This window comes from Saccharopolyspora spinosa NRRL 18395, assembly GCF_000194155.1.
GTDB lineage: Bacteria > Actinomycetota > Actinomycetes > Mycobacteriales > Pseudonocardiaceae > Saccharopolyspora > Saccharopolyspora spinosa.
On the sequence record NZ_GL877878.1, the window covers coordinates 3,541,958 to 3,567,185 of the forward strand.

The 25,228-nt window shown below is 67.1% G+C and carries 30 protein-coding genes; 26 read left to right on the forward strand and 4 right to left on the reverse strand.

All coding sequences use genetic code 11. The features are described from left to right. Positions 1-107 precede the first annotated feature (107 nt). Positions 108-4,052, reverse strand: a complete 3,945-nt coding sequence (locus SSPN_RS0117415) for a non-ribosomal peptide synthetase (RefSeq protein WP_010696527.1) — start codon at positions 4,050-4,052, stop codon at positions 108-110. A gap of 717 nt (positions 4,053-4,769) precedes the next feature. Between SSPN_RS0117415 and SSPN_RS0117420 the strand changes: the two genes are divergently transcribed. From SSPN_RS0117420 to SSPN_RS0117520, 19 genes are all read left to right on the forward strand, one after another. Beyond that, the gene (locus tag SSPN_RS0117420) at positions 4,770-5,120 is read left to right on the forward strand and encodes a hypothetical protein (protein ID WP_010696531.1); all 351 of its coding nucleotides are present in this window, start codon (positions 4,770-4,772) and stop codon (positions 5,118-5,120) included. A gap of 475 nt (positions 5,121-5,595) precedes the next feature. Further along, entirely contained in the window at positions 5,596-6,756 is a 1,161-nt protein-coding gene (locus tag SSPN_RS0117425; protein WP_158309579.1) for a tyrosine-type recombinase/integrase, read from the forward strand. 410 nt (positions 6,757-7,166) lie between these two features. Further along, positions 7,167-7,520, forward strand: a complete 354-nt coding sequence (locus SSPN_RS54920) for a hypothetical protein (RefSeq protein ID WP_143539559.1) — start codon at positions 7,167-7,169, stop codon at positions 7,518-7,520. Between the two features lie 134 nt (positions 7,521-7,654). Next, on the forward strand, positions 7,655-7,783 hold the full coding sequence (locus SSPN_RS61670) for a hypothetical protein (protein ID WP_272941741.1): 129 nt from the start codon (positions 7,655-7,657) through the stop codon (positions 7,781-7,783). A gap of 165 nt (positions 7,784-7,948) precedes the next feature. Beyond that, on the forward strand, positions 7,949-8,404 hold the full coding sequence (locus SSPN_RS0117440) for a hypothetical protein (protein ID WP_010696542.1): 456 nt from the start codon (positions 7,949-7,951) through the stop codon (positions 8,402-8,404). Then, positions 8,401-8,901 (forward strand): hypothetical protein, encoded by a 501-nt coding sequence (locus SSPN_RS0117445; protein ID WP_010696544.1) that lies wholly within the window; start codon positions 8,401-8,403, stop codon positions 8,899-8,901. The genes SSPN_RS0117440 and SSPN_RS0117445 overlap by 4 nt, the downstream gene beginning before the upstream one ends. Continuing rightward, complete coding sequence (locus SSPN_RS48985) at positions 8,898-9,542, forward strand: ERF family protein (RefSeq protein WP_010696546.1); 645 nt, start codon at positions 8,898-8,900, stop codon at positions 9,540-9,542. The genes SSPN_RS0117445 and SSPN_RS48985 overlap by 4 nt, the downstream gene beginning before the upstream one ends. Next, positions 9,539-9,898 carry a hypothetical protein gene (locus SSPN_RS0117455; protein ID WP_010696547.1) on the forward strand — a complete coding sequence of 120 codons (360 nt, stop codon included), beginning with the start codon at positions 9,539-9,541 and terminating at the stop codon, positions 9,896-9,898. The genes SSPN_RS48985 and SSPN_RS0117455 overlap by 4 nt, the downstream gene beginning before the upstream one ends. Continuing rightward, the gene (locus SSPN_RS44300) at positions 9,895-10,239 is read left to right on the forward strand and encodes a hypothetical protein (RefSeq protein WP_010696548.1); all 345 of its coding nucleotides are present in this window, start codon (positions 9,895-9,897) and stop codon (positions 10,237-10,239) included. Before SSPN_RS0117455 ends, SSPN_RS44300 begins: the two co-directional genes overlap by 4 nt. Continuing rightward, the gene (locus SSPN_RS0117465) at positions 10,224-10,604 is read left to right on the forward strand and encodes a hypothetical protein (protein WP_010696549.1); all 381 of its coding nucleotides are present in this window, start codon (positions 10,224-10,226) and stop codon (positions 10,602-10,604) included. The genes SSPN_RS44300 and SSPN_RS0117465 overlap by 16 nt, the downstream gene beginning before the upstream one ends. Next, a complete protein-coding gene (locus SSPN_RS0117470) occupies positions 10,597-10,923 on the forward strand; it encodes a hypothetical protein (RefSeq protein WP_044574265.1) in 327 nt (108 codons plus the stop codon). Before SSPN_RS0117465 ends, SSPN_RS0117470 begins: the two co-directional genes overlap by 8 nt. Beyond that, positions 10,920-11,066 carry a hypothetical protein gene (locus tag SSPN_RS56785; protein WP_010696552.1) on the forward strand — a complete coding sequence of 49 codons (147 nt, stop codon included), beginning with the start codon at positions 10,920-10,922 and terminating at the stop codon, positions 11,064-11,066. The genes SSPN_RS0117470 and SSPN_RS56785 overlap by 4 nt, the downstream gene beginning before the upstream one ends. A 27-nt stretch (positions 11,067-11,093) precedes the next feature. Further along, positions 11,094-11,363, forward strand: a complete 270-nt coding sequence (locus SSPN_RS0117480) for a hypothetical protein (RefSeq protein WP_143539558.1) — start codon at positions 11,094-11,096, stop codon at positions 11,361-11,363. Beyond that, positions 11,360-12,163, forward strand: a complete 804-nt coding sequence (locus tag SSPN_RS0117485) for a helix-turn-helix domain-containing protein (protein WP_010696564.1) — start codon at positions 11,360-11,362, stop codon at positions 12,161-12,163. The genes SSPN_RS0117480 and SSPN_RS0117485 overlap by 4 nt, the downstream gene beginning before the upstream one ends. Further along, a complete protein-coding gene (locus SSPN_RS0117490; protein WP_010696566.1) occupies positions 12,160-13,569 on the forward strand; it encodes an AAA family ATPase in 1,410 nt (469 codons plus the stop codon). Before SSPN_RS0117485 ends, SSPN_RS0117490 begins: the two co-directional genes overlap by 4 nt. Continuing rightward, positions 13,485-13,943: a single-stranded DNA-binding protein gene (locus tag SSPN_RS0117495; protein ID WP_010696568.1), complete on the forward strand. Its 459-nt coding sequence runs from the start codon at positions 13,485-13,487 to the stop codon at positions 13,941-13,943. Before SSPN_RS0117490 ends, SSPN_RS0117495 begins: the two co-directional genes overlap by 85 nt. A 12-nt stretch (positions 13,944-13,955) precedes the next feature. Further along, a complete protein-coding gene (locus tag SSPN_RS44305) occupies positions 13,956-14,174 on the forward strand; it encodes a hypothetical protein (protein WP_010696569.1) in 219 nt (72 codons plus the stop codon). 19 nt (positions 14,175-14,193) lie between these two features. Then, a complete protein-coding gene (locus SSPN_RS56790) occupies positions 14,194-14,706 on the forward strand; it encodes a PDDEXK family nuclease (protein ID WP_010696574.1) in 513 nt (170 codons plus the stop codon). A gap of 282 nt (positions 14,707-14,988) precedes the next feature. Continuing rightward, on the forward strand, positions 14,989-15,597 hold the full coding sequence (locus SSPN_RS0117520) for a hypothetical protein (RefSeq protein WP_143539557.1): 609 nt from the start codon (positions 14,989-14,991) through the stop codon (positions 15,595-15,597). Positions 15,598-15,699: 102 nt separating this feature from the next. On the opposite strand, the gene SSPN_RS0117525 is transcribed toward SSPN_RS0117520, so the two are convergent. The 3 genes from SSPN_RS0117525 to SSPN_RS0117535 are packed head-to-tail and all read right to left on the reverse strand — an operon-like array spanning position 15,700 to position 17,526. Further along, positions 15,700-16,173 carry a helix-turn-helix domain-containing protein gene (locus SSPN_RS0117525; protein WP_143539556.1) on the reverse strand — a complete coding sequence of 158 codons (474 nt, stop codon included), beginning with the start codon at positions 16,171-16,173 and terminating at the stop codon, positions 15,700-15,702. A gap of 15 nt (positions 16,174-16,188) precedes the next feature. Beyond that, complete coding sequence (locus SSPN_RS0117530; RefSeq protein WP_010696580.1) at positions 16,189-17,100, reverse strand: hypothetical protein; 912 nt, start codon at positions 17,098-17,100, stop codon at positions 16,189-16,191. Positions 17,101-17,112: 12 nt separating this feature from the next. Next, positions 17,113-17,526, reverse strand: coding sequence for a ParB N-terminal domain-containing protein (locus SSPN_RS0117535; RefSeq protein WP_010696582.1), 414 nt, complete (start codon positions 17,524-17,526; stop codon positions 17,113-17,115). 712 nt (positions 17,527-18,238) lie between these two features. Here SSPN_RS0117535 and SSPN_RS0117550 point away from each other — a divergent pair. From SSPN_RS0117550 to SSPN_RS48990, 7 genes are all read left to right on the forward strand, one after another. Further along, positions 18,239-18,844: a cadmium resistance transporter gene (locus SSPN_RS0117550; protein WP_010696585.1), complete on the forward strand. Its 606-nt coding sequence runs from the start codon at positions 18,239-18,241 to the stop codon at positions 18,842-18,844. Between the two features lie 185 nt (positions 18,845-19,029). Beyond that, entirely contained in the window at positions 19,030-19,488 is a 459-nt protein-coding gene (locus SSPN_RS0117555) for a phage terminase small subunit P27 family (protein WP_010696586.1), read from the forward strand. Continuing rightward, on the forward strand, positions 19,466-21,133 hold the full coding sequence (locus tag SSPN_RS0117560) for a terminase large subunit (protein ID WP_010696587.1): 1,668 nt from the start codon (positions 19,466-19,468) through the stop codon (positions 21,131-21,133). The genes SSPN_RS0117555 and SSPN_RS0117560 overlap by 23 nt, the downstream gene beginning before the upstream one ends. Positions 21,134-21,211: 78 nt before the next feature. Beyond that, a complete protein-coding gene (locus SSPN_RS54930) occupies positions 21,212-21,697 on the forward strand; it encodes a hypothetical protein (protein ID WP_148271984.1) in 486 nt (161 codons plus the stop codon). 291 nt (positions 21,698-21,988) lie between these two features. Then, complete coding sequence (locus SSPN_RS44315) at positions 21,989-23,434, forward strand: phage portal protein (RefSeq protein WP_010696598.1); 1,446 nt, start codon at positions 21,989-21,991, stop codon at positions 23,432-23,434. After that, a complete protein-coding gene (locus tag SSPN_RS0117580; protein WP_010696601.1) occupies positions 23,431-24,468 on the forward strand; it encodes a VG15 protein in 1,038 nt (345 codons plus the stop codon). The genes SSPN_RS44315 and SSPN_RS0117580 overlap by 4 nt, the downstream gene beginning before the upstream one ends. A gap of 89 nt (positions 24,469-24,557) precedes the next feature. Continuing rightward, positions 24,558-25,196, forward strand: coding sequence for a hypothetical protein (locus tag SSPN_RS48990; protein ID WP_010696603.1), 639 nt, complete (start codon positions 24,558-24,560; stop codon positions 25,194-25,196). Positions 25,197-25,228: the final 32 nt, after the last annotated feature.

Below are 25,228 nucleotides of genomic sequence, written 5' to 3' on the forward strand. Positions count from 1 at the left end.
GAAGCCACCGGCATGCTCCTCGAGCTGTCCCTGCGCGGTCGCTACTGGCCCACCGGCTTCGACGGCGTCCCACCCGCTTGCGACGATCAAATCGCGGCGGGCGAAGGCTAAGCAGCCCCGCCGCGCTCGCGGTCTACCTCGACGGCGGGCCGGTTGTGGATCTGCGGGGCTCCAGCGACTGACGTCGCGGCCGCTACCGCGATGTGGCAGCGGTCGCCGCCTGCCGGCTGCGATTGCGGGTGGTCTGCGATCAGCCTGCCGATGACGGCCATCGGTTCCGCCTGCGTGATGGTGTGGTGGGTGCACGCGATGTCATGGGAGATCACCTGACCCGTGATCCGCGACCGCCACTCGCCACCATCGGAGACGTGGTCGGCCTGCGTCGCGCGGAAGTACAACAGATCCCCGTCGAAGACGGACTCGGTGTAGGTCGGGAGCAGCGCGGCGGCGTTGATGAGAACCGTGGTGAGCGCCGTGAGGTGCTTCTCCCCCAGCGCAGGGTGCGCCTCGGCTTCAGGCGGCAGGCCCGCCGCCTGAAGCAACATCGACCGGACGTCCTCGCGCTTGGGCGCGGCCCGCTGTGCCTGCGGGTCGACCGGCCTGGCATCGAGCAGGGCGAGCAACGCCACGCGCTCGCCGTCGGCTTGCAAGCGGGTGGCGATCGCGTGCGCCAATGCGCCGCCGAGCGACCAGCCCAGCAGATGGTAGGGCCCGGTCTGTTGCAGCGAGCGGATCTGGCGCACGTAGCCGTCGATCATCTCGCGGAACGACGAGGGCAGGTCGTCGGGCCGGGTCAATCCGCTGGACTGCAGGCCGTAGACCGGCACGTCCTCGGGCAGGTGGCGCGGCAGGCCGGCGTAGCACCAGCTAAGGCCACCCACCGGATGCACGCAGAACAGTGGCCGTCGAGAACCGCTGGCACGCAGCGGAAGCAGCGCCTCGAAGGCGTTCGACGACGTTTCCCGCTCCAGCATGCGCGCCAGGTCGGCCACGGTCGGAGCCTCGTAGACGACGCCGAGGGGCACCTCGGCGCTCAGGTCAGCGCGGAGGCGGGTGACGAGTTCGGCCGCGAGCAGCGATTGCCCGCCCAGCTCGAAGAAATCGTCGTCGATGGTGACTTCGCCAACGCCGAGCACCTCGGCGAACAGGGCGCACAGCTGCTGTTCGCGAGGTGTTCGGGCGGCCCGACCGGCGCGGATTTCGGCGGCCGGCAAGGCCGAGTGGTCGAGCTTGCCGTGCACAGTCAGGGGCAGCTCGTCGAGCAGGACGAACGACGCGGGCACCATCGAAGTGGGCAGTCTTTTCGCGAGCCACGACCGGAGTTCCGCCGTGTCGACCGGCCCTGGCCCCGGAACCACGTAAGCGATCAGCTCGGGCTCGGCGGACGTTGTCGTCGTCACCACGGCCTCGGCGGCTCGTGGATGCGCGGTTAGCACCGCCTCGATCTCGCGCGGCTCGATGCGGACGCCTCGGATCTTGACCTGCTCGTCGGTGCGGCCGAGGTACTCCAGCACGCCGTTCTCCGTCCACCGGGCCACGTCGCCGGTGCGGTACATGCGCGCGCCAGGCGGCCCGAACGGATCGGGCAGGAAGCTCTGCGCGGTCAGCGTCTTCTGGTCGAGGTACCCGCGGGCGACCTGGTCACCGGCCAGGTACAGCTCGCCGGGCACGAGCGGCGGCTGGGGTCGCATCGCCCGGTCGAGGACGTAGGCCCGGACGTTGTGCCCCGGACGGCCGATGACCGGCCGATCGCCTTCGATCCGGCAGTACACAGCATCCACTGTGGACTCCGTAGGCCCGTAGTAGTTCCAGGCCTCGACACCGGGGCAGTCGCGCAGCGTCGACCACAGCGCGGGATCGATCGCTTCGCCGCCGACCATCAGCAGCCACGGGAACTTCTCCGGCCCGGACAGCAGGCCCTCGGCCAGCAGGAGCCGGAGGAAAGACGGGGTGAGGTCGGCGAAGTCGATCCGGTGCCGGGAGAAGTAGCGCACGAGTGCGGCCGGGTCAAGGCGCACCGCGTCCTCGACGAGGTGGACTTCCTGCCCCGCGGCCAGGAACAGCAGGCCCTCCCATGCGGTGTCGAACGAGAACGACGCGGTCAACGCCGCGCGCAGTCGCCGCCCCGCCGGGGCGATCAGCTCGCGCTGGTGGTCGTGGAAGAGGTTGGCGAGCTGGCGGTGCTCGACGACCACTCCCTTCGGCCTGCCCGTCGAGCCGGAGGTGAAGCTGACGTACGCCGCGTGGTCCGGCCGGTGGGTGCCAGCCGGATCGGTGCCGGGCTGCCGGTCGATGCCGACGTCGTCGAGCACCAGGAGCGGCTGCTCGACCGGAAGAGTCGCGCTGGTCGTCGCGGTGGTGAGCACGTGGAGCGGCCGGGCGTCCGAGAGCAGCGCCTCGATCCGGGCGGGTGGATGGCTCGTGTCGAGCGGCACGCAAACCGCGCCGGCCTTGAGCACCGCCAGCACCGCGACGATGTAGTCGGCAGTGCGCGGCAACGCCAGCGCGATGCGCGTTTCTGGGCCAGCGCCACGTGCGATCAGCAGGTGCGCCAGGCGATTGGCTCGGGTGTTGAGTTCGGCGGCGGACAACGTCGTCGAGCCGCAGACCAGCGCGGTGGCATCGGGTGCCGCGCGGACTCGGGCCTCGAACAGTTCCGGCAACGTCGTGGCCGGCGTCTCCCGCCTGGTGTCGTTCCACGCGTTCAGAACCAGTTCGCGCTCATCCGAGGACAGCATGTCGATCGCGCCAACTTGCCGCTCGAGGTCTGCGGTCGCGAGTGCGTGCAACAGTGCGAGGAAACGGCGGTGGTGCGCCGCCGTGGTCGCCGCGTCGTACTTGGCCGGATCCGAGTTGAAGTCGATCCGCAGTGATCCATCGGCGGGCCTGTCGTAGACGTTGACGCCGAGGCCGGTCACCGGGCCGTTCGAGAGGTTGCGCAGCACTGCGGGGTGGCGGCCGAACCGGAGCTGGACGTCGTGGGTCATGACGTTGATGCCCCAGTCGCCGAGGTATCCGCCGCGGTGATGGGCGATCCCGAGATCGCGCAGCAGGTGCGTCGAGGAGTAGCGCTGGTGGCGCAGCAGGTTCTTCGCGCTGTTCGCGGTGGTGCGCACCAGCTCCGCAACGGTGGTCGACGGCGTCATCCGGGTGCGCAGCGGCAGCACGTTGGCCACCATCGACGGCACGCCGCGCGCGGCGCTGCCCGCCCGGCCGTTCACCGTCAGGTCCAGCGTGACCTCGTCGTTTCCCGCCAACCGATGCACGTACAGCGCCAGCGCGGACATCGCGACCGATGGCAGGCTCGTGCGGGCCTGCCGCGCCAGCGCCCGCAGGCCCTCGGTGTCCGCCGGGGTCACGTAACCGGTCTCGCGGAGGAAGGTGTGGGGCACGATCGACGACGGTCGGTGCGACCCGCGCGACGCAGGCCAGTCGGCCAGTTGCTCCGCCCAGTACTGCTGATCGCGGGCGAAGCGCTCGGACGCCTCGTATTCGGCCTCATCGGCCAGGATCTGCGCCAGGGAGCCGAACGGGCACGGCGGGGCGGGACGCCTCTCCTCGGCCGCCGTGTAGAGTTCCGCGACCCGCTGGATGAACAGCGAGAGGCCGAAGCCGTCCAAGATGATGTGGTGCAGTCCGAGGTAGACGGTGAACCGCTGCTGCCCCGTCCGTAGCAAGGCGAACGAGAACAGCGGCGAGCGGCGGAGGTCCGCCGGCCTGCCCAGATCGGCCCACATCCACTCCTCGGCGGCCCCAACCGGATCGGCGGCCCCGCGCAGATCGACCACCGGCAGCTGCCAGTCCGGCAACGGTTCGATCGCCTGCCAAATCCGCCCGTGGCCGTCGTCACCGAATCGGGCCCGCAGTGCTTCCGCCTCGTCAACGACCTGGCGCAACGCGACCTCGAGCAGCGCGACATCCACCGGGCCGTCGATCTCCAGCGCCTCCGCGGCCCGGTAGATAGGGTTGGCCGGATCGAACTCCTGGGCGAACCACACGCCCGTCTGGGCAGCCGTCAGCGGCAGCGTTCCGCAGCCGATCTCCGTAGACATGCACGCTGCGTATCACGAGAACAGCAAGATCACACAGAGCAACGGCCCGCGCGTCAGGGGGTAATCGATTTGATCACGGTGTGAGCGCGCAGGCCGACTCGTCGTCAGCCTGTGCGCGCGTGGTGAGAGCTCTACCGGTCAGGGAGTCGAGCAGTCGCCTGTCGCGCTCGGTCAGCCAGTTCGACCAGTCTTCGTCGTAGCTTGTGGTTGAGGTTCCAGATCTCGAAGGCGGGCTGCTGCCCTTCGGCTCTGGAGGAACTGGGCTCCCGAAGCTTGTCGAGTTACTCATCCCGGTAAGCGGAGGGGCGAATGCGCCGGCCAACAGCGTGTCGACCTCGGAGAGCGGCAAGAGTTCCGGTTCACCGATCTCGTCCGGCCACAACATCGTGGTCATCTTGTGAACTGGGTTGGTGGTTGACCCGTTGCCCGATACGCGTCCTTCGAACGACGCCAAGTACGCCTCAGCGCCCTGACCGACCCCGGATAATTCATCCCGCCCAGTTAAGGGCGTTCAACTGGGGATATGCGGCGGCAGCATAGATCCGTTGCGCCTTGTTACCGAGGGCGGTTCTGACGCGGCGTCTGGTTCCAGTCGATCACTCATGTTAGATAGGGCAGTTTCCGTGGCACGAATAGCCTCTTCGCGGAGGGATTCCTGTCCGGCTGTCAGGAGCTCTGTTTCAATCGTCCTCGCTATACAACACAAAGGAGAACATAATGAAGTCATCTTTCCGTTCGGTCGTTCGCGGCGTGGCTATCTCCAGTGCGCTCGGTGCCGCTCTTGTCCTCGGGCAGGCTGGCATCGCCCAGGCCGCCACACCTGGGGTCTTCAAGTTGTGCTCCGGGGGCAACTTCGACTCTTTCGCGACATTTACCGAGCGTGGCGGGTTCTCGACTTTCGTCGTCAGGCGTGGGACCTGCCAGTCGTTCAAATATGGTGGCAACCATGCTGAACGAGTTGACATTAAGGTGGCGAACTCCGACAGGTACATCGGCTCTCTCTCCTACGATGGGCGCGTGGGCGCGAACGTGCGCACCGTCAACGGCCCCAGCTTCTATACGTTCTGACGTTCTGACCGCACCGGAATTGCACGCCCCAACTGAGGAAATCCCAGCAACGGTATCACTTTCTTGCTATACGATACCATCTCTCGCTGAGATCACCTCAGTTCAGCCACAAGCGCCAGAGATATCGGGAACTCGCGGATAGCTGAGAACTCCGCTGGTCACGAAGTTTCTCCGCAGGTAGGCGATGGCTGACAGCACGGGACGTGTAAAGGGCACTTCTGACCGAAAAATCGGACAGCAAGTGCCCTCCCAGGTCAGGCCCGGTGTATTCGATCTTGATACGGCGTCTGCTACTCGTAGCGCTACACAAGATCATCACCGGGCTTGATTCTGGGCTAGGCTCGCCGGTGCGCTGTGCTCATGACCGAAAGGGACATGAGCAATGGGCTACGCCCGATCACTCGCCTCGGGCAGCTGGGCTGCCTACTACCGGGAACCACTGGCCGATGCGACCGGCCGGCGGAAGTGCGCCCGGGTGCCGGACTCGCCGGATTACCCGACGAAGGCCACCGCCAAGGCGGCAGGCGACGCATACGAACTTCATCTGAGGGCGCTCGCCTCCGGGTTGGACGCCAAGGTCGCACCCCGGCGTGGGGCGGTCACGCTGGACGCCTACGCACCCGGTGCGATCGACCGGACGCCTGATCTCGCCAACAGCAGTCGCAACTCCTACCGGGGCGCTGTGCGCTGCGCCGTGCGGGAGCACTTCGGCGACGGCTTCCCGGTTGAACGGCTCACTGCCGACGCGGTCGAGCGCTACTACTCCACCATCGGGCATCTGGCTGCGAAGACGCGGCAGACCCGGATCATCGCCCTGGCGACCGTGGCTCGGCGAGCCGTCCGCGACGGCGTGCTGGCGGCTGAGCACCATCCGGCGCACTGGGGCATCACGGTGCGCGGGGACCAGCCCACCCGGCGGCGCCTGCTGACCGACGCCGAGCTGACCCGGCTGGCCGCCGCGATGCCGTCGCACCTGTGGGCCGCAGTGATCATCGGTCATGACACGGGATTGCGAGTGTCGGAACTGGCGGCCCTGTCGGTTACCGATATCGAGTATTCCCCCGACGGGCGAGCGTACTTGTGGATCACGCGAACAACGAGTCGCGATGGAACCGAACTGAGCCCGCACGTGAAAAACGGGGTGATCCGCCGGGTGCCGCTCAGTGCCCGAGCCTTGTCGGCGTGGAATCACCACGTCGCTTATTTCGTTCCCGAGGGGCAGCAAAGAATTTTCCGGAAAGGCTCGTCAGGAAAGCGTCGTCTTGCTCCGGCGGGCACGGGTTACCTTACCGGCGCAATGCAGCAGTGCCGTGATCGCGCACAGATTGAGCGCATGGCGGATTCGGGTAAACAGCCGCTTGTCGGATGGCACGATCTGCGTCGCGCCTTTGCCACGAAAATCTACCGGGCTACCCGCGACATCCGGGAACTACAGAAATTGATGGGCCATGCCACGGTGGCGATGACCATGCGGTACATCCAGGACTTCGAGCACGAGCAGGAGCACAGGGAGGCGGTCGACGCGGCCTTCGGCGGGGGCCTGTCGACGCCCCCGCTGTACCCCGCTGGGGTGGCCGGAGGCGAGTCCCCGGCCGCCTCAGCGCCCGTGAGCATGATCACGGAGCGTGCTGCTTAACCAGCGGCTATCCCATGCCGTGGAACGTATGTTCGCACGGCTGCGCTGCGCCGAACGGGTGGCGTTGCGACATAATTTCACGCGGAACGCAAATATCCGGCGAGGCGATCAAGCTTTGATCGCCTCGCCGGTTCTTTGCGCTGGTCTCGGTGCGTCAAGACGCAGTTTTCTCACTATTTGAACGCAGTTTCGTGGTGTCTTTGTGGTGTCTTTGTGGTGCCCTCGCGTGGTCGATGTTGTGTCTTCGCGTGTGCGTCATGAAGATCGCTGGTCGTTGACGTTCCCGTGGGACGAGGTTAAAGATCGAAGGCGCATACGGGGAACGAGCACAGCGCAAACACCATGCAAGGAGAAGCAAGACCACTGCGCCTCCGGGAAGGGGACCGGGACGCTGTCGTAAGGAGTACTACATGCCCAATGGGAAGGTTCATCCGGTGGACGTAAGGGCAATTGAAAACCCGACCAGTGAAATCGTATCTCCAGGTACGACTGTTTACCTATACCTGGGGCAAGAGGTTGTGACCCGAAAGGGAGCCCAGGAAATTCTCGGAGTCGGCCCCAAGGCGATGCGAGAAATGGTCTCCAAGGGGCGGATCGCACTCTTTCGCGCTGGGGTGGGCCGCCAGTGCGATCTCATCGAGGTGGCCGAACTGGAGCGCTATCGCGATCAAATGCGTGCGCGAGGCGCGCAGGAGCGCGACCGCCGGGCGCGTAACGCCGAACGGGCACAGCTCCAACGATCCGGGCGCTGTTTATCGAACTGACTATCGAGAGATCGATCGGGTTCGGCTAATCGCCAGGTCAAGGACGGTCCAAATTGTCTAGTTCAACAGGTAGCTCAGCTGAAATCGGTACGTCTGTGCCGGAATCTAGTCCGGTGCCGATCCTGGATGAGTTGATGGCCGAAGTGGACGTTGACCCGTTCATTTTGTCCGCCGACATCCAGACCGTTCTGGACGAGCCGCAGCCAGAGTTCCTCCCCGAGCTGCTGGCGACCGCCGGGTCCGGCGAGAACGAGGGGCCATGAGCGCGCACATGCTGCTGCGCTGCGACGCCCCTGACTGCACGGCCTTCTACCTCGATGACACCACCACGTGCTGGGTGCTGCGTCTGCGTGCCCGCGAGGAGGGCTGGTGCATCGACGAGCACGGCGACTTCTGCCCGAAACACGTTCCTGACGAGGTGAATCCACATGGACCAGACGCAGCAGGACAACCAGCGCACGGCCGATATGGAAAGAGCACTGTCGACCTTCCGGGACCTCGTCGTGGACCGGATCCTTGACCGGCCCACGCTGCCCACGTTGCACGGCTACCTCCAGGGCGACGGCGACCAGTCCCAGAAGATGTGGATGTTGACCGTCGGGGGTGCGCTGTCGGCCGCCGATCTCACGTACCAGATCACCGGGGTCGACTCCGAGGAGGCGTTCTTCTTCCTCGACGCCGAGCAGCTGCCTGACGAAACCGACGTCAACGAGGTCGCCGCGACCCGGCTGTGGGCGGCAGCGCTCAACGATGACCCCGCGCTCGGCAGCGACATCATCAGCGCGCACCACGCGGTCGAAGGCGATGAGGGAATCGTGGCGATCATCCAGGTGCTCATGGAGATCTGCCAGCAGCTCATGGTGGTCGCGGCGGTGACGGCATGAGCCTGACCGACCACGCCAACCGTGCGGCCGTGCTGCATCTGATGGCCGAGGCGTTCTCTTCGGCCGCCAAGCACGAGAAGACGGCGACACTGGCGGAGATGGCCAGTCGCGGGACGCTGCACCCGACCCTGCCGGACGGCACCGAGATCGCCGCCGTCACCGTCCCTCGCTCGGCGACCAAGGTGGTCGTCACCGACGAACGCGCCCTCGCGGCATGGGTCGCCGAGCGTTACCCGACCGAAGTCGAGACCGTGCCCGTGGTGCGCCCGGCGTTCCTGGAACGGCTCAAGGACGTCTCGAAGGCTGCGGGCGAGCCGTGCGCGCCGGACGGAACGCTGGACGTTCCCGGGCTTGAGGTCGTCACCGCGCCTCCCTCGGCCGCCCGGGTGACTCCGACCGAGCACGGCCGCCGGCTCGCGGAACAGGTTGTCATGCAGGCCCAGCACAACGCGGTGGGTTACCTGGCGGGTCACGAGATTGCCGGAGGGGGCTCGTGAGTGACGGACACCGGCAGCTGCCCATTCACGAGATCATCAGCCAGGTCATGTCCTCGGTGCGATCGGTCGCGAAGGCGCAGCGCAACCGGGATCAAGGGTTCGATTTCCGGGGCATTGACGATGTGGTCAACGCTGTCGGCCCGAAGTTCCGGGAGTTCGGCGTGGTGCCTGCGCCGCTGCTGGAGTCGGCCGCATACCGCGACGTGCGCACGAGCAAGGACAAGCCCGCTCGTGAATGCACGGTGCAGGTCCGCTACCGGTTCTGGGGTCCAGCAGGCGACTACGTCGACACGGTCGTTCCGGGTGAAGCACTCGACATGGGCGACAAAGGCACCGCCAAGGCCATGTCCGTGGCCTACCGGATCGCGCTGCTGCAACTGCTGACGCTGCCCACCGACGACCGTGATCCGGATGCCGAGAGCTACGAACGCGCCGAGCCAGCCGCGCAAGGCGATCAAGCCGCCCAGGTCCGGGGCGAGATCGCGGCGCTGGCGAAGGAGAAGGGCTACGGCCTGGAGACGATCGAGTCCGACTTCCGGCGCGTGATGAACGGCGCGGACATCCGCGCTGCGGACGTCGCGGAGCTTGCCGAGTACAAGCAACGGCTTCTGGACTACAAGGCGTCCGAGGAGCGGGCATGACCGACGCGCCGCTGAACCCGGTGCAGATCGAGAACAACATCAGGACCTGTTCCGAACGCATCCACGAGGGCGTCACGGTCTGCACCGAGCGAGAACGGGCCTCCCGCAAGGCCCGCCGCGACTACGAGGCCGCCTACTCCCAGGCGTATCTCGACGCTGTCGGCCCGGCTCACGAGAAGAAGCACCGCGCCGAGCTGGCAACCCGCACGCAGCGTGCGGAAGCCGAGGAGGCCGAGGTCCTGTTCAAGTACGCCGAGCGCACCGCCAAAGCAGTGGAGGCGGAATTGCGGGCCTGGCAATCGGTCGGCGCATCGGTCCGGCTGATGTACGGCGTCGAAACGGGGGTGGGGAGATGAGCCAGCGCACCGCCCGTGATCTGGTCGCGGCCCGTTCCGGATGGATCTGCGAGGTCTGCGGGTCGGCCACCGCCACCAACTTCCACCACCGCAAGAACGCCTCGCAGGGCGGCTTGTGGTTGCCGTCCAACGGCCTGCACTTGTGCGGGTCGGGCACGACCGGGTGCCACGGCCGCATCACTCAGAACCCCGCCGATGCCTACCGGCTGGGCTGGTCCGTGCCGTCCTGGCAGGACCCTCGGGCGGTCACCGTGTTCGTGTTCAGCCACGGCATGGTCCTGCTCGATGACGCGGGCCGGTACCTGCACACCGATCAGGAGGTCCCATGCCGCGCATCGTGAACGGCCGCAGAGTCATCACCGACGAACCCACCCTCGCGCCCATCGCGGCGCGAAATGGCAGCCCGGTCTACTGGCAGCAGATCCGGACGCTGGTCCTCGACGGCGGCGAGGTGACCTATGGGTGTGCGCACTGCGACTACACCAACCCGAACCCGGCCAGCGTCCGTCCGCACCTGAACCGGCACCGCAAGGACAAGAAGACGAAGGCCGCCAACGGAAACGACAGCGTGGCCCAGGTGCTCGCGCAGCTAGCCAAGCTCGATGAGATCGCCAAGGACCGCGACCGCTGGAAACAGCGCGCACAGAAGGCCGAACGCGACTTGCGAGCGATCCGCCGTGCGATCGGGGGCGGTGGCGATGCCTGAGTCAGGAGAGCAGCTGCGGCTGGCCGGCACTGAATCCGTGCTCGCGGCCGAGGTCGCGGTCCACCGAAACACCTTCCGGGAACACGCCGAAGCCACCCTGGCCGAGATGATCCGGGAGCGCTGCGAGTTCACCGCGGATGCGCTCCGCGAGCGAGTGCCACCCGACGTGCAGCCGCACCATCCGAACGTCCTTCCCGCGATCATCCAGGCCGCCGCACGCCGGGGCGAGATCGTGCCCGTCCGGTGGGAACCGTCGTCACGCCCCTCCCGGCACGCCTCGGTCAACCGCGTCTGGATCGCCGCCGAGGAACAGCCGTGACCGACGACCACGCGAGGGTTCTGCCCATCAACGCCCCTGCGCGAGCGGAACTGTTGCGGCGCAATCAGCTCGCGCTCTCCGTGCTCGCGCACCGTCCCTACACCCGCGCCACCGCCGAACTCCTCGGGCGCGTGCTGCGGTGAACCGATCGAAGACCTGGAGGTGAACCGGTGAGTGGAGATGCCCTGGTGGCGGCACTGCGGAGCCGGGTAGGCCCGGCAGACAAGCGGCTGGTGCTGCTCTGCCTTGCCGACTGCGCGGGAATCCACAACGAGGTGGTGATCAACTACGTCACGCTCCGACGCTGGACGGCGCTGCCGGATGACGCCATCGAGGACGCCGTGCGTGAACTCGTTGTCGACGGGGTGCTGGTGCCGACCAACGAACAGATCGGCCGGAAGCCCCTGTACGTCCTGAATTTGGGCGGTGGGCAGCAATGAGTGTCGAGCTGTTGAACGTGGTCCTGCACTCGGACCTGGCCCCGCTGTCCAAGCGCATGGTCGCCACAGCACTGGCCAGCATCGCGCCGCCGGAGACGCTGACCGTGTACCCGTCGGTGGCCCACATCGCCGACCTGGCCGGCGTGGGCCACTCCACGGTGCGCAAGTACCTCGGCGAGCTGGAGCGGGACGGTGTGATCACCCGCACCCCGCGCTCCAACTCCTCGAACGTCTACCGGTTCCACCCGGAACGCTTCCGCCCTACGACGAGAACGGCCACCCGCAGGGAGATCCCGCCGGAACCTGAGCAGGCACCGGAACCGTCCACCGAGGACACCGCACCCCGCCAGGAGCCGGAGGAGCAACCGCCTTCTACCCCTCCACCGCATGGACCCCACCCCTCCAGCTCGTGGACCCCACCCCTCCACGGCATGGAGGTCACCCCTCCACACGGTGGAGGTCACCCCTCCACGTCGTGGACCCAGAAGGGTAATAGAAGGGGAATTGAAGGGTTATTGGATGGAGGCGCGTCCGCGCCCGCCCCGAAGCCCCCGAGACGCAAACCCCGCTCCCGGCTGCCGCACGAGTGGCGCCCCAACGACACCCACCGGGCCTACGCCGACGAACACCGGCTCGACCTCGACCGGGAAGCGTTTCGGTTCCGGCATCACGCCGAAGCCACTGGACGGCTGATGGCCAACTGGAATGCCGCGTTCACGACCTGGTTGGACAAGGCCCGGGACCTGCGTCCCGCCGGCGGCCCGAAGACCGAGGACTGGCGGAGGTACTGCGAACAATGACCACGATCTCCGACGTCGCCGCCGAAGAAGCACTGCTCGGCGCGGTGCTGTGGAACGCCGACGCGGCGGGTCCGGCGCTGCGGTCCGTGCCGCCAGATGCGTGGTGGCGGCCGATCAACCAGACGCTGGCCACGGTGCTGACCGGCATGCTGGTGCGCGGCGAGCCGATCGACCCGACCACGGTGCTGTCGCAGGTTATGGCCGACGGCTTGCTGACCCAGGTCGACGGCGCGTACCTGGCCCGGCTCTACACCGGGTTCACCGTCGTCAACCACGCGCCGACCTACGCCGCGAGGATCACCGAGCTGGGCGCTCAGCGAAACCTCGTGATGACCATGCAGCGCAACATCGCGATGCTGGACGGCGAGTTCGTCGAAGACGACCGGATCGACACCCACTCCGCGGTGTCCCGGCTGCGCACCGCCTGCGACGAAGCCGAACGCAGCGCCCAGGCCACCACCTACGAGCCGACCTCGCTGGACGAACTGCTCGCGGGCGAGGACCAGTATCGATGGCTGGTGCCCGGCCTGCTGGAACGCGGCGACCGGATGGTGCTCACCGGAGCGGAAGGCAGCGGCAAGTCCGTGCTGGTCTCGCAGGTCGCGGCCACGCTCTGCGGCGGTCTGCACCCGTTCACCGGCACCATGCTCGGCGACGGCAGCCAGCAGATCCGCGTCCTGGTGGTCGACACCGAGAACAGCGAAGCCCAAACCCGCCGCCGCTACCGGCGCCTGGTCCGCAGCGTCGATGGCCTGCGGTTCCACGCCGACATGCCACCCGTGGACTGGGCGCACCAGTTCTTCGTGGAGATCCGCCCGCAGGGCCTCGACCTCACCCGGGGCGCGGACGTGGCCTGGCTGGAACGGGCGATGCAGGCGACCGCGCCGGACCTGCTCGTCATCGGCCCGCTGTACCGGCTGCACCACGGCGACCCCAACGACGAGCGCCTGGCCCGCGAGCTGGTGCACGTCCTGGATTCCGTGCGGGTACGGCACAACTGCGCACTGATCACCGAAGCCCACGCCGGTCATGCAACCGACTCCGCTGGTGACCGGCGGATGCGGCCCTCCGGCTCGTCGCTGTGGCTGCGCTGGCCCGAGTACGGCTATGGACTGCGCCGAGCCAAGGACCAAGGCGACCTCGGCACGGGCGAACTGGCCCGCCGCAACCGAGAGCGGCCCGTGCTGGTCGACGTCGTGGCCTGGCGCGGCTCCCGCGAAACGCAACTGGCCGACCTCGTTGCAGCACGGGCAAACGCTGCCGTGGACGCCAGCGGATCCCGACTACTACCTCTACGCCGACCGGATGAAGGAGTTCTGACATGGCAGGAGAAACCATCATCACCGTGGTCGGCAACCTCACCGCCGACGCGGAGCTGCGCTTCACCCCCTCCGGCGCCGCCGTAACGAACTTCACCGTAGCCTGCACACCCCGCACCTACGACCGCCAAACCGGCGAGTGGAAAGACGGCGAGGCCCTGTTCCTGCGCTGCAACATCTGGCGGCAACCAGCAGAGAACGCGGCCGAATCGCTGACACGCGGCATGCGGGTGATCGTGCAGGGCAGGCTGCGCCAGCGCTCCTTCGAGACCAAGGACGGCGAGAAGCGCACCGTCGTCGAGCTGGAAGTGGACGAGGTCGGCCCGTCTCTGCGCTACGCCACCGCCACGGTGAACAAGCCCGACCGCCACGGCGCGAAGGCGAGCCCTCCGCCGACCGACCCGTGGGGAGCCGCGCCCGCCGGCCCGCACAGCGGGTTCGCTAACGAGCCGCCGTTCTGAAGGAGAGCCCAGATGAAGATCCGCCTCACCGGAACCCGCAGCGAAAACCAGATCACCACGGCCGCGCTCGCCGAGCTGCTGCCCACGATCACCGCGCCGGTCCAGTACCGCATCCGCGAGATCTCCGACTTCTACCCGAATCGCAGCAACTCCGAGCTCGGCCGCGTCTACGTCGACCTCGACATCGCCGGTTCCGTCCCGGACGGCCCGCTCAGTATCGAACGCCGTTGACCGGCCGAAGGAGTACGCCGTGAGCACGTCGACCCGCAGTCGCTCCGAGATCGGACGGGCCAACAACCGCAAAGGCAAGAACTACGAACGGCACGCGGCGCGCTACCTGCGCGGGCACGGCTGGCCGGACGCCGAACGCAAGCCCGACCCCGGCTGGCGCAGCGCCGACCGGGTCTCTCCGGACCTCGGGGACATCCGGGGCACCGATCGGCTTGTGTGGCAGGTCAAAGCTCGTGCTGATCTGTCCAGTCTGGACATCACCCGGATTCTTGCCGAGACCACCCAGCAGGCCATCGCAGCGGGAGCTGACTACGGCATCCTCATCCAACGCCGTGCGGGCAAGGCCGATCCTGGTAGGTGGTGGGCCTGGCTCCCTGTCGGCGACCTCGCCGCCCTGGTCGCTGCCGGGCAGCACGACTGGCCGGCGGTGCTCGACACCAGGCTGCACGTTCCCGCCCGCGTTGAGCTCGCCGACCTGGTGCCGCTGCTGCACGCCGCTGGTTACGGGACACCGCCGGAGGTGGCCGCATGACGACCTGGGCTCGCCTGGTCGCCTTCACGGCATCGACCGCCGCGTTCGCGCTCGTCACTGCGCTGTGGGTGATCTACCGATGACCACCTGCGTCACCGGCTGCGGCCGACCGACCAACGACATGCTCTGCCAGAGCTGCCTCGGCGAACTGCTCGCCGCGCTCCGCTGATCTCCGACGGCAACGGCGGGCGCGGGCTGATCGCCGAACTCGGCATCACCCTGTCTCGCCAGCACGTGATGGCCTCCGGCTCGGGCGTGGTCGCACACTCGGCGAGCACACCGGTGCCGTTCCACGAAGCCGCCAGCGAGGTCGGCTGGGTAATGGCCAACACCGTCTCGACCTGGGCGCGGGAGGTCCACGAGCGCAACCCGCACCTGCTGCCTCCCGCAGGGTCCACCGCGGCTGCGGTCGCGTGGCTGGTCGGCCTGCCCAACCTGCTCGCGCTGCACCCGGCCGCCGACGAGCTGCACGACGAAATCACCAGCGTCGTGGCCCGGGTCCGCCAGGTCATCGACCGGCCACCGGACCGGATCTACGCCGGACCATGCGACGCGCAGGTGGAAGGAGAGCGATGCACCGACCACCTCTATGCCCGGCCCGGATCCCATACCGCCCGGTGCGCGACCTGCGGCACCGAGCACGACGTGGACGAACGCCGCCGCTGGATGATCGATTACGCCGCCGACCTCCGGGTCACCGCCACGGTCGCACTCGGATGGACCCGGCTACTGCTGGACAAGACCATCCCACGCGGCACCTGGGACTCCTGGGTGAGCCGGGGCCGAATCGTCCCGCACGGCACCGACGCCAGCGGACGCCCGGTGTTCCGCTTCGGCGACGTCCGCGACCTCGCGTTAGCGCACGTGAGTAAGCCTCGACACGCCGCCTGAACCTGCCTTGCCAACACCCCGGCCGTCGTGCAAGATCGGGGTTATCAGGTTCGAGGAGTGTGGCTCTGCCCCCTCACCTGACAACCCCGATCTTCGGCCCGCTCAGGCGCCGACCTTGACCACTCCGATGGTCTTGTCCTCGTTGTCCACCAGCTCCACGCGGTAGCTCACGCCCGGCTCGCCACCAATCTCGTCCAGGCCAAACGCCCCCGGCAGGACGTAGTCCGGCTTCACCGCCCGGCGCTCGACCTCGGTCCACCCTTCGGCGGCGTCGTCGTAGGCATAGATCACGAGCAGGGCCGGGAACGCGAACCGCTCACCGGCCTTGTACCGGCGAACAGTCTCTTCGGCCAAGACGATGGCGCTGCCTGACCATGCACCTGGAAGTTTGCCTCCGGTCACGAGCTGATGGACCCGCGAGCGCTTGAGTTCCAAGATGTCGGCAGCCTCGGGTACCGAGACCAGCCGTGGAATCAGCGGGTCACGTATCATCGGCGCGTCTCCCTGTCTTGCTGACACATCACAGGAAGACACGATAGCCCCGGCCGGCGAACGGCCGGGGCGATCGTTCAACATGGCGTTAACCTCCGCTCAGTCCGGGTTGATCCTGTGGACCTTCTGCCCGCTGATCAGCGGAGCATCCTTCGGCCCCTTCTCGTACTCCTCGATCAACTTCGGACGGTGTGCCCCGAGGCTCGGGTTCCACTGGCGCCGGTAGTGCTCCCGCACCTTCCAGCGGTGACGCCATGCCTTCCGGGACTCCGCCGTCTCGGCGGGGCTACCTGAGCGCCGCAAGCGGATCACGCGGATCTCGGGCGGTTCCAGGCCCGCCCGCTGATGCCGACGGCGAGACATCCGGTGCGGGACTTCGGTGGCCATCTCGGTCTGCCGCAGCATGTGGCACACCGAGAACAGCATGCGCACGAACAAGGCCGAGGCCTTGTCCAGCGCATGAAAGGTGAGGTCTTCGCTGTTCTCCGCGAAACCGACCGTGACGTAGTGCACGAGCACATGATCGGGAAACTCGGCATCAAACTTCGTGGGATACTCCGGATCCTTAAGGACATCCCTCCGTACCCCGGCCTTCGGAACGTGCACGAAGAGGTCCACAACCCCGTGCGGGAAATCAAATCCCTCCACGGCGTCGTACACACACCACGTCAACACCACCGACAGTTCGTCTTCCGGCTCGGTGGGGTCCTGCCCGTCGGCGAAGTACATGAACCCCCGTGGTGAGGGCAGGTCCCACGGCATGAATCCGTACTCGTCGACGCGCAGATCATCCATCTCTTCCATCACGGCCGTCACGTCATCGACGTGGAACAACGCGCTATCGGCCACGCTGGTGCGGATCACCTCGGCGGTGTCTTTCCGCACGTGGTCGGGCACGTCTTCCTTCAGGCCCATGACATGCGAGGCCCAGTCGACACAGGTGGAGCCTTTCCAGAAATCCAACATGCGCAACCGCAGATCTGGCAGATCGCGGGGATTCCAATTGATCACGATGCTGCCCTCCTAGGCGAAGATCGGTATGCGAGAAGCCTTTTCGGCGTACGGAGTCAGCAGGTAGACCGGCAGGTGCTCGCGTCCTTCTTTGCGAGCCCGGTAGACCCGGTGCCAGCCATCGATCACGATCACGCCGTTATCACCGGTCTCCGGTGCGACCGGAGCGACGATGATCGGCTTCCCCAGATCGGTCTGGGTCATGGCGTAGTCGTGGTCGATCCCGATCTCGATCAGCCGCATGAAGCCCGGCTCGGCCGGTTCCAGCGGAAGGAACTGGTCCAGGGTGGTGATGCCGCTCTGCTCGTAGAAAGTCGCGGCGGCCTCTCCGTCGGCGTCGATCAGTACCTCGGCGGTGTTGATGCACCATTTCCAGGCCGCGAACCGGAAGGCCTGGCAGCCCTGGTGTGTTGGGGAGTGCCGCATCACTGCTGGCCTCCGATCGGGCGGAGCGAGCCACTGATGTGCTTGCGCAGTTCGCGGTAGAGCGCCCGGACGAGGTGAGCCGCTGCTCATCCGGCGGGACGCCGTGCAGCTTCTCGTGTCCGGTCGCCGCCCGGCGGCCCAGCTCGCTCCAGCGGTTCGAGTCGATCAGCATGGCGCAGAACGAACAGGCCGCCCAGTTCCCAAGACTCATCTCGTTGTCATGGTGAGGAACACGGAAATCCCTCGCTGGCAAAAGAAACTCGGGTACAGCGAGCGTGCAGAAGTCGCACCGTCCGCGCCAGTTCGGTGGGGCCTCCACCGGCACCGGCTCATGGCTGGCCGGGTCGCTGAGCGGGTGGAGGTAGGACACGCCGTCGCCATCGGTGACAAGTACATGGACGGCTACGCCGTGGCCCGCGTGCTCGGCGTGGAGATGGACGACGAGTAAGGGAAGGAGGAGGTCATGCGGTTCCGACTCGCAGGCGGAGCAGTCCGCCGGATGGCAGGCAGCATGTTCCGCAGCCGCCGGGCGGCGGGCGCTGCTGGCGGACGCAGCTCCGGCACCTGATTAAACCTGAACCACGACGAAGCCCCCGTGCTCTTATGCCCCCCGACCGGCGGGGGCTTCGTCGTACCTACCGAGACCGTCACCCCGTTTCGGTCCTGGTCGTTCCGTAGAGTCGCTTCAGACAGCGGCGACGAAAGGACCGTGGTGGATCTGGGGCTCATTGGCCAGGCAAGCGGCATGTTCGCAGCCACCAACGTCGACGACATCCTCATTCTGGCTCTGTTCTTCGGTCAGGCCACAGGGCACCGGGGTGGCGCTGTCCGGGTGGTGGTCGGCCAGTATCTCGGGTTCGCCGCGATCCTGATTGCCTCGATCGTGGGCGCGCTCGGTGCCGGGCTGCTGCCCGCTGAGATGACCCCCTACCTCGGATTATTGCCGCTGGCTCTCGGCCTCCGCGCCGCCTGGCAAGCCTGGCGCGAGCGCCACGACGCTTCCGGCGGAAACGAGCCTGCTACAGCGACGGGCAGCGGCCCGACCGTATTCGCGGTCGCCACGGTGACCTTCGCTAACGGCGGCGACAACATCGGCGTCTACGTGCCGGTCTTCGCCACTGTCGGGACGGTCGGACTGATCGTGTTCGTCGTCGTGTTCCTTGCGCTGGTCGCAGTCTGGTGTCTGCTCGGCCGGTTCTTCGCCAGCCGCCCGGTAATCGCCCGCGCCCTGGCCCGCTGGGGTCACATCCTGCTTCCCGTGGTCCTGATCGGTATCGGACTACTGATCCTCATCGAGGGCGGTGCGTTCGGATTCTGAGTCCTCTCCCTCATCTACGAGCGGAGCCGCGTGTCGCCCAACGCTGAGGCGCATGGGATCACAACGCATCGCCGCGTTGCGCTGAACTCGGCGAACAAATCGAGCCAGAAGACACCGGCAAAGACGTCACTCCAGGGAAAACGCCGTGCAGTCCTCGGTGCTCTCTGCAAGGGAAGGGAGTTGCGATGGGATCGCGGGGAACCAAGCCGAAGCCGACGGCGCTGAAAGTTCTGCACGGTGACCGCTCCGACCGGATCAACGACGCCGAGCCGATGCCGCCCGAAGGTGAGATCGTGCCGCCGGGGGATCTGTCCGATGACGCCCGCGCCACGTGGGATCGGCTGGCACCCAGCCTGATCGCGGTCGGCGTGCTGACCCCGTGGGACGTGGACGCTTTCGTGGTGGTCTGCGAGGCGCTGGCCCGGTACAAGCAGGCGACCAAGCTGGTTAACGGCTCGGCGCTGCTGGTGCAGGGGCCGAACGGCTTCGTGAAGAACCCCGCGTTGACGGTCCAGCGCGAGGCCGAGTCCACGTTCGCGCAGTATGGCGCGAGGTTCGGGCTCACCCCGTCTGACCGCACGCAGCTGAAGGTGGACGTGGGCGGCGCCGCCAAGGGGCCAGGTGCCGAACGCCTGCTCTCCTGAGCTGCCCGAGTGCGGGTTCACCCTCGATGGCGAGGTCTGCCGCGAGCGCGGCGATCACTTCTGCCGTCCGAGGGCCGCACACGCGGCGGCGTTCTGCGCCGAGCTGTGCGTGCACACGAAGGACAAGTGGGCTCGCCGGCCGTTCGTTCTCGCGCCCTGGCAACGTGAGGACATCATCGAGCCACTGTTCGGCGAGGTCGCTTGGGATCCGGAGTGGGAGTCCTACGTCCGCCGGTATCAGATCGGCTGGATCGAGCTGGCGCGCAAGAACGGCAAGTCCGAGCTGCTGGCCTTCATCGCCTTGTACTTGTTGGTCGGTGACGGTGTGGAGGGCGCGGAGATCTACGGCTGCGCGATGGACCGGGGCCAGGCCGCCAAGGTCTTCGACGTCGCCGCCCGGATGGTCAAGCTCTCCCCGGTGCTCTCAGCCCGCCTGGTGGTCAAGGACCACATCAAGCGGATCATCGACGAGCGCACCGGCTCCTACTACGAAGTCGTCGCCGCCGACGCGGCCGGGAACCTCGGCCACAACCCCCACGGGGTCGTGTTCGACGAGGTGCTGACGCAGCGCGACGCCCGGCTGTGGGATGCGATGCGCACCGGCATGGGCACGCGGATGCAGCCGATGATGATCGCCGCCACGACCGCCGGCGACGACCCAGCGAGCTTCGCACGATCCGAACACGACGAGTGCGTACGGATCATGGACGACCCCGACCGCGCCAAGCACCGCTTCGCCTACGTCCGCAATGTTCCCGAGGACGCCGACCCCTGGGACGAGCGCAACTGGCCGCTGGCCAACCCCGCACTCGGCGACTTCCTCTCGATCCGGTCCCTGCGGCAGGAAGCCGAAGAGGCCAAGAACGACCCCAGCAAAGAGAACGCGTTCCGGCAGTACCGGCTGAACCAGTGGGTGCAGCAGTCGCACCGCTGGATGCCGATGCACCTCTACCGCCAGTGCGCGGGCACCGTCGCACCAGCCCCGGACTGGCTGCGCGCCGAGCTGGCCGGACGGCGGGCCTACGGCGGCCTCGACCTGGCGGCCAAGCTCGACATGACCGCGTGGGCACTGGTCATTCCGGACGGGCTGGACGGGATGCCCTCGATGCTGTGGCGCTTCTGGCTGCCGGAGTCGGCGGTGCACTTCCTCGATTCCCGGACCAACGGGCGGGTCTCGCAGTGGGCCGACGGCGGCTGGATCACCGTCACGCCGGGCGATGTCATCGACTACGACGTCATCTACGCCGACATCGCCGCCGACTGCCGCGACTTCAAGGTGATGGCCGCCGGATACGACGAATGGTCCGGTGAACCGGTGCGGCAGGAGATCCAGAAGAAAACACGGCTGGACCTCGCGTCGATCCCGCAGACCTACCGCGGGCTCACCTACGGCATGACCGAGCTGATGGCGCTGACCAAATCACGAGGCTGGACCCACCACGCCAACCCGGTCGCCGGGTGGTGTTTCGACGCCGTGGAAGTCCGCCACCCACCAGGCGACGCCGACCAGCTCCGTCCCGACAAACCCGACCGCGCCGCCGTCGGCAAACGCATCGACGCGGTACCCACGGCCGCGATGGCGGTGACGCGCTGGCGGGAGCTGGCGCAGAAGCACGCACGGTCCGGGCGCATGATCGTCAGATAGTGCGCCGATGGCCCTCGTGAAACAGGAAATCCGCTAGTATTCATCGCCATGGTCGACTGGGGAAACGTTCCGTCATGGGTGTCCGCGATCGGTTCGCTCGCAGCGTTTAGCACTGCCGCCTTGGCTGCACGTGCAGCGTGGCGACAAGTCAAGAATTCAGATGAAACGTTAAAACAAACGATTCGAAGTAAAGATCGCGAACAGGCGAACAAAGTGGCCGCCTGGATCACAGTAGAGGTCGTTTTTGGAAACAATGGCCGGTCGGAAAAAGAGCTGGTTCTCCGCTGCATGAACAGCAGTGACCTGCCTGTGTTTAACTTCTTCGCCTTCCCTGTATGTATCCCGGAGCGGTTTTGGCAGGCCGACACCCTCCCGCCCACGAAGAAGCCATTGAGAATTTCACTGGCGAAGTTGACGGCAGAGGTCCAGCGCATCGCCGGGGAGAGCCACTCTTCCCTGAAGGAAGAGTTCGGGGGTGAATTTCGCGGACCAAGGGACAGTTACATAAAATTCTTTATGAACTCAGCCAGGAAAAAGGAATCGCAATTCAATTTACGGACGTGACTCAAGTTGAGTGGAAGCGAAGCCCTCGCGGCGAACTTTCCGAAGGAAAATGGAGAACAAGCGATGGCTTTTCAGATTCCTCCAGGAAAGAAATGGGTAACGACTTGTGGGTGACACTACGGGAGCTCGAAGGCATGGTTCGCAAAAATGATCACGAGCGAAATGAAAGTGATTTGAATGACGACGAGAGTGACTCCTCGGCCTCGGAAAATGTTCGCGCTAACGACTTGTAAAGACTCGGCATCCTGCATCTTGTTGATCAACTAATTCTGTTCCAGGGGGTGTGAACTGATGGCGATCGGTGACGCTCCCACGCAGGTCGAGCAGCAATGGCTGACCCGGCTGATCTTGCAGCACAACGCCGAACTTCCGGAGTTGCAGGAGCTTCTGGCCTACTACGGGGGCCGTCAGCGGTTGTCCTACATGCATCCGGAGCTGGTGGAGACGCTGGATGAGCGGGTCCGCCAGGTGGTGATCAACTGGCCGCGTCTGGTGGTCGATGCCCTGGAGGAACGGATCGACTTGCAGGGGTTCCGGCTCGGCGGCAAGCCCGAGCTGGACGCCGACCTGGATCACGTCGCGCAGTACAACGACCTCGACGCCGGATACCAGCAGGCGCACGTCACGGCGATGGTGATGAAGCGGGCCTACGCCATCGTCGGCTCGAACCCGAGGGTTGGCGACGCGCAGTACCCGCTGGTGACGATCGAGTCGCCGTTGGAGGTCCACGTCGAGCTGGACCCCGCGACCCGGCGGGTGATCGCGGCGATCAAGCGCTGGCACGATCAGCTGCCCGACGGCGAGGTCCGGCACTTCATCACCCTGTACCTGCCGGACTACACCGTCACCTTCGTCGTCTCCCGCGACAGCGGCGGCTACATCGAAGTGTCCCGCGATGACCACGGGCTCAGCGAGGTCCTGGTAGTACCGATCGTGAACCGGCCGCAGCTGTGGGCGCCGCTGGGCACCAGCGAGCTCACCGACGTGATCCCGCTGTCCGACGCGGCCTGCAAGATCGCCACGGACATGATGATCAGCGCCGAGTTCCATGCCATGCCCCGGCGGTGGGCGCTGGGCTTCGATGAGGACGACTTCCGCGACGCCGACGGCAAGAAAGTCTCGGTGTGGCAGACCATCGCGGGCAAGATCTGGGCCACCGCGAAGACCAAGAAGGACGACGGCGTGGAGGTCGGCCAGTTCGCCGAGGCGGACCTGACCAACTTCCACAACACGCTGCGGGCGCTGGCCACACAGGTGTCCACGGTCGCCGGGCTGGCGCTGCACCACCTCGGCTACTCCAGCGACAACCCCGCCTCCGCCGATGGCATCCGCGCCGCCGAGTCCCGCCACGTCAAGCGGGCCGAGCGCCGGATCCGGGGCTTCGAGACCGCGTGGGAGCGGATCATGCGGCTGGTCATGCTGGTGCGCGACGGCTCGGTGCCGGACGAGGCGCGGTGGATGGAGACCATGTGGGCCGATCCGGCGACGCCCACCTTCGCGCAGAAGTCCGATGCGGTGGTCAAGCTCTACTCTGCGGATCGGCTGGTGCCGCGCCGGATGGCCCGCCGCACCTTGGGCTACACGGCCGCGCAGATCCGGGACATGGAGCGCGAGGACCGTGAGGACGTGACCCGTGGGGTCTTCGACCCGGCGGCCGAGACCGGCCCGAAGGCCGAACCCGCCGCCGCCGACGAGCAGCAGCGGAGCCCGGCCACCTCCGGTCATCCGGCGTCGTGACCGCCCCAGCGATCGAGCGGGCCGCGCTGGGGCGTGACCACCAGGATGCCACCCAGTTGATCGTCCGGCGGGCCGCCGATGAGGTGCAGCGGGCTTGGCGCGAGGTCGCGCCGGATGCGTTGGCGAGCGCCTACCCGGAGGCGATCGAGCCCGCGTTCGTCCGGGCGGTGGGCAGTGCTCAGGTCGCCGCCGCAGCGCTGGCCGGCGGGTTCGTGGACCAGGCCCTCGCCGACACCGACGAGGGCGCGGTCGCCTCGGTGGTGCCCGCGAGCTTCGGCGGTGTGACCGCTGGCGGGATGAGCCTGGACTGGCTGGCTAAGGCGCTGCATCTGTGGCTGCTGGAACAGCTACTCGCGGGGATGTCTCCGATGGATGCCCACCAGGCCGGGCTGCGGCGCGCACTGACCTACGCCTCGACCGAGATCAGCGACGCGGCGCGGTCGGCGGTGCAGATCGCCGAGACCGCGCACCCCGGCGCGGCCGGGCACGAGCGCGTGGTCCGGCTTCCCGCCTGTGATCGCTGCGTCGTGCTGGCCGGAAAGTTCTACCGCTACAGCACGGGATTTCTTCGGCATCCGCGCTGCGACTGCACGATGGTCCCGGTCAGCCGGGCCGAGTGGCGCGACGGAAAGCCGGGCACCGAGCCGGGGGCGCTGTTCGAGCAGATGTCGGAGGCCGAGCAGAACCGGCGCTTCGGCACCGCCAACGCCGAGACGATCCGCATGGGCGGCGACATCGCGCAGGTGGTCAATGCCCGGAGCGGGATGGCCACGGTCAAGAGCTTCGGCCGCACCCTCCAGGTCACGACCACGGGCACGACCAAGCGTGCTCTCTACGGCGGCTACGAGATCCGGCCCGACGGCAGCCTGCGGCGACGCACGGACGCCGAGCTGCATAAGGAACCGGGCCGCCGGTACCGCACGACGAAAGCTCCTCGCCTGACACCGGGCGAGATTTTCCGGCTGGGCGATGAGTTCGGATGGGGGCGCGAGGAGCTGGTGCGCCAGCTGCGCCGCTACGCCTACCTCCGCTAAAGCCGGTCGCGCCGCACGGCGCACCACCGCACCCCATGACCGGGCAGGCGCACGCCACCGCCCGGAGATCCCGCACGGGAGGAACCACCATGTCCGATACCACCACCGACGCGCCCGCCGACGGCGGGACCGACGACACCACTCCCTCCGGCTCCGCTGGTGAGTCCCAGCCGGCGAGTCCGCCGCACGGCGAAACGCCCGCGCAGGCCGAACCGGAGAAGGACTACCGCACGCTCTACGAACAAACCCTTGCGCAGTCCCGCAAGTGGGAGTCCCGCGCCAAAGAGAACAGCTCCAAGGCCAAGAAGTGGGACGAGGCCGAGGAAGCCAACCGCAGCGAGGCCGAGAAATTGCAGTCTCGCGCCGAGCAGGCCGAGGCCCGTGCCCAGACCGCGCTGATCTCCGCGATCGATGCCGAGATCCGCGCCGCCGCCCACGGCTGGGCCAACCCCGCCGACGCACCGCGCTACCTCGACGACAAGGCCCGCTACATCGGCGATGACGGCGAGATCGACATCGACTCCATCGCCCGCGATGTCGCCGAAGTGCTCACCGACCGCCCGCACCTCGGCGCGGCCGAATCCGGCCGTCGGGGGCCCAATCCCGATCCGGGGCAGGGGGCGAGGGGCGCGCTGTCGGTGGCGGAGCAGATCCGCGACGCCGAACGCTCGGGAGATCACCGGGAAGCGCTGCGCCTGAAGACCGCGCAGCTGCTCGATCAGCGATAAACCGACGTCGCGGTGTCGGCGTCGTAGCAGAC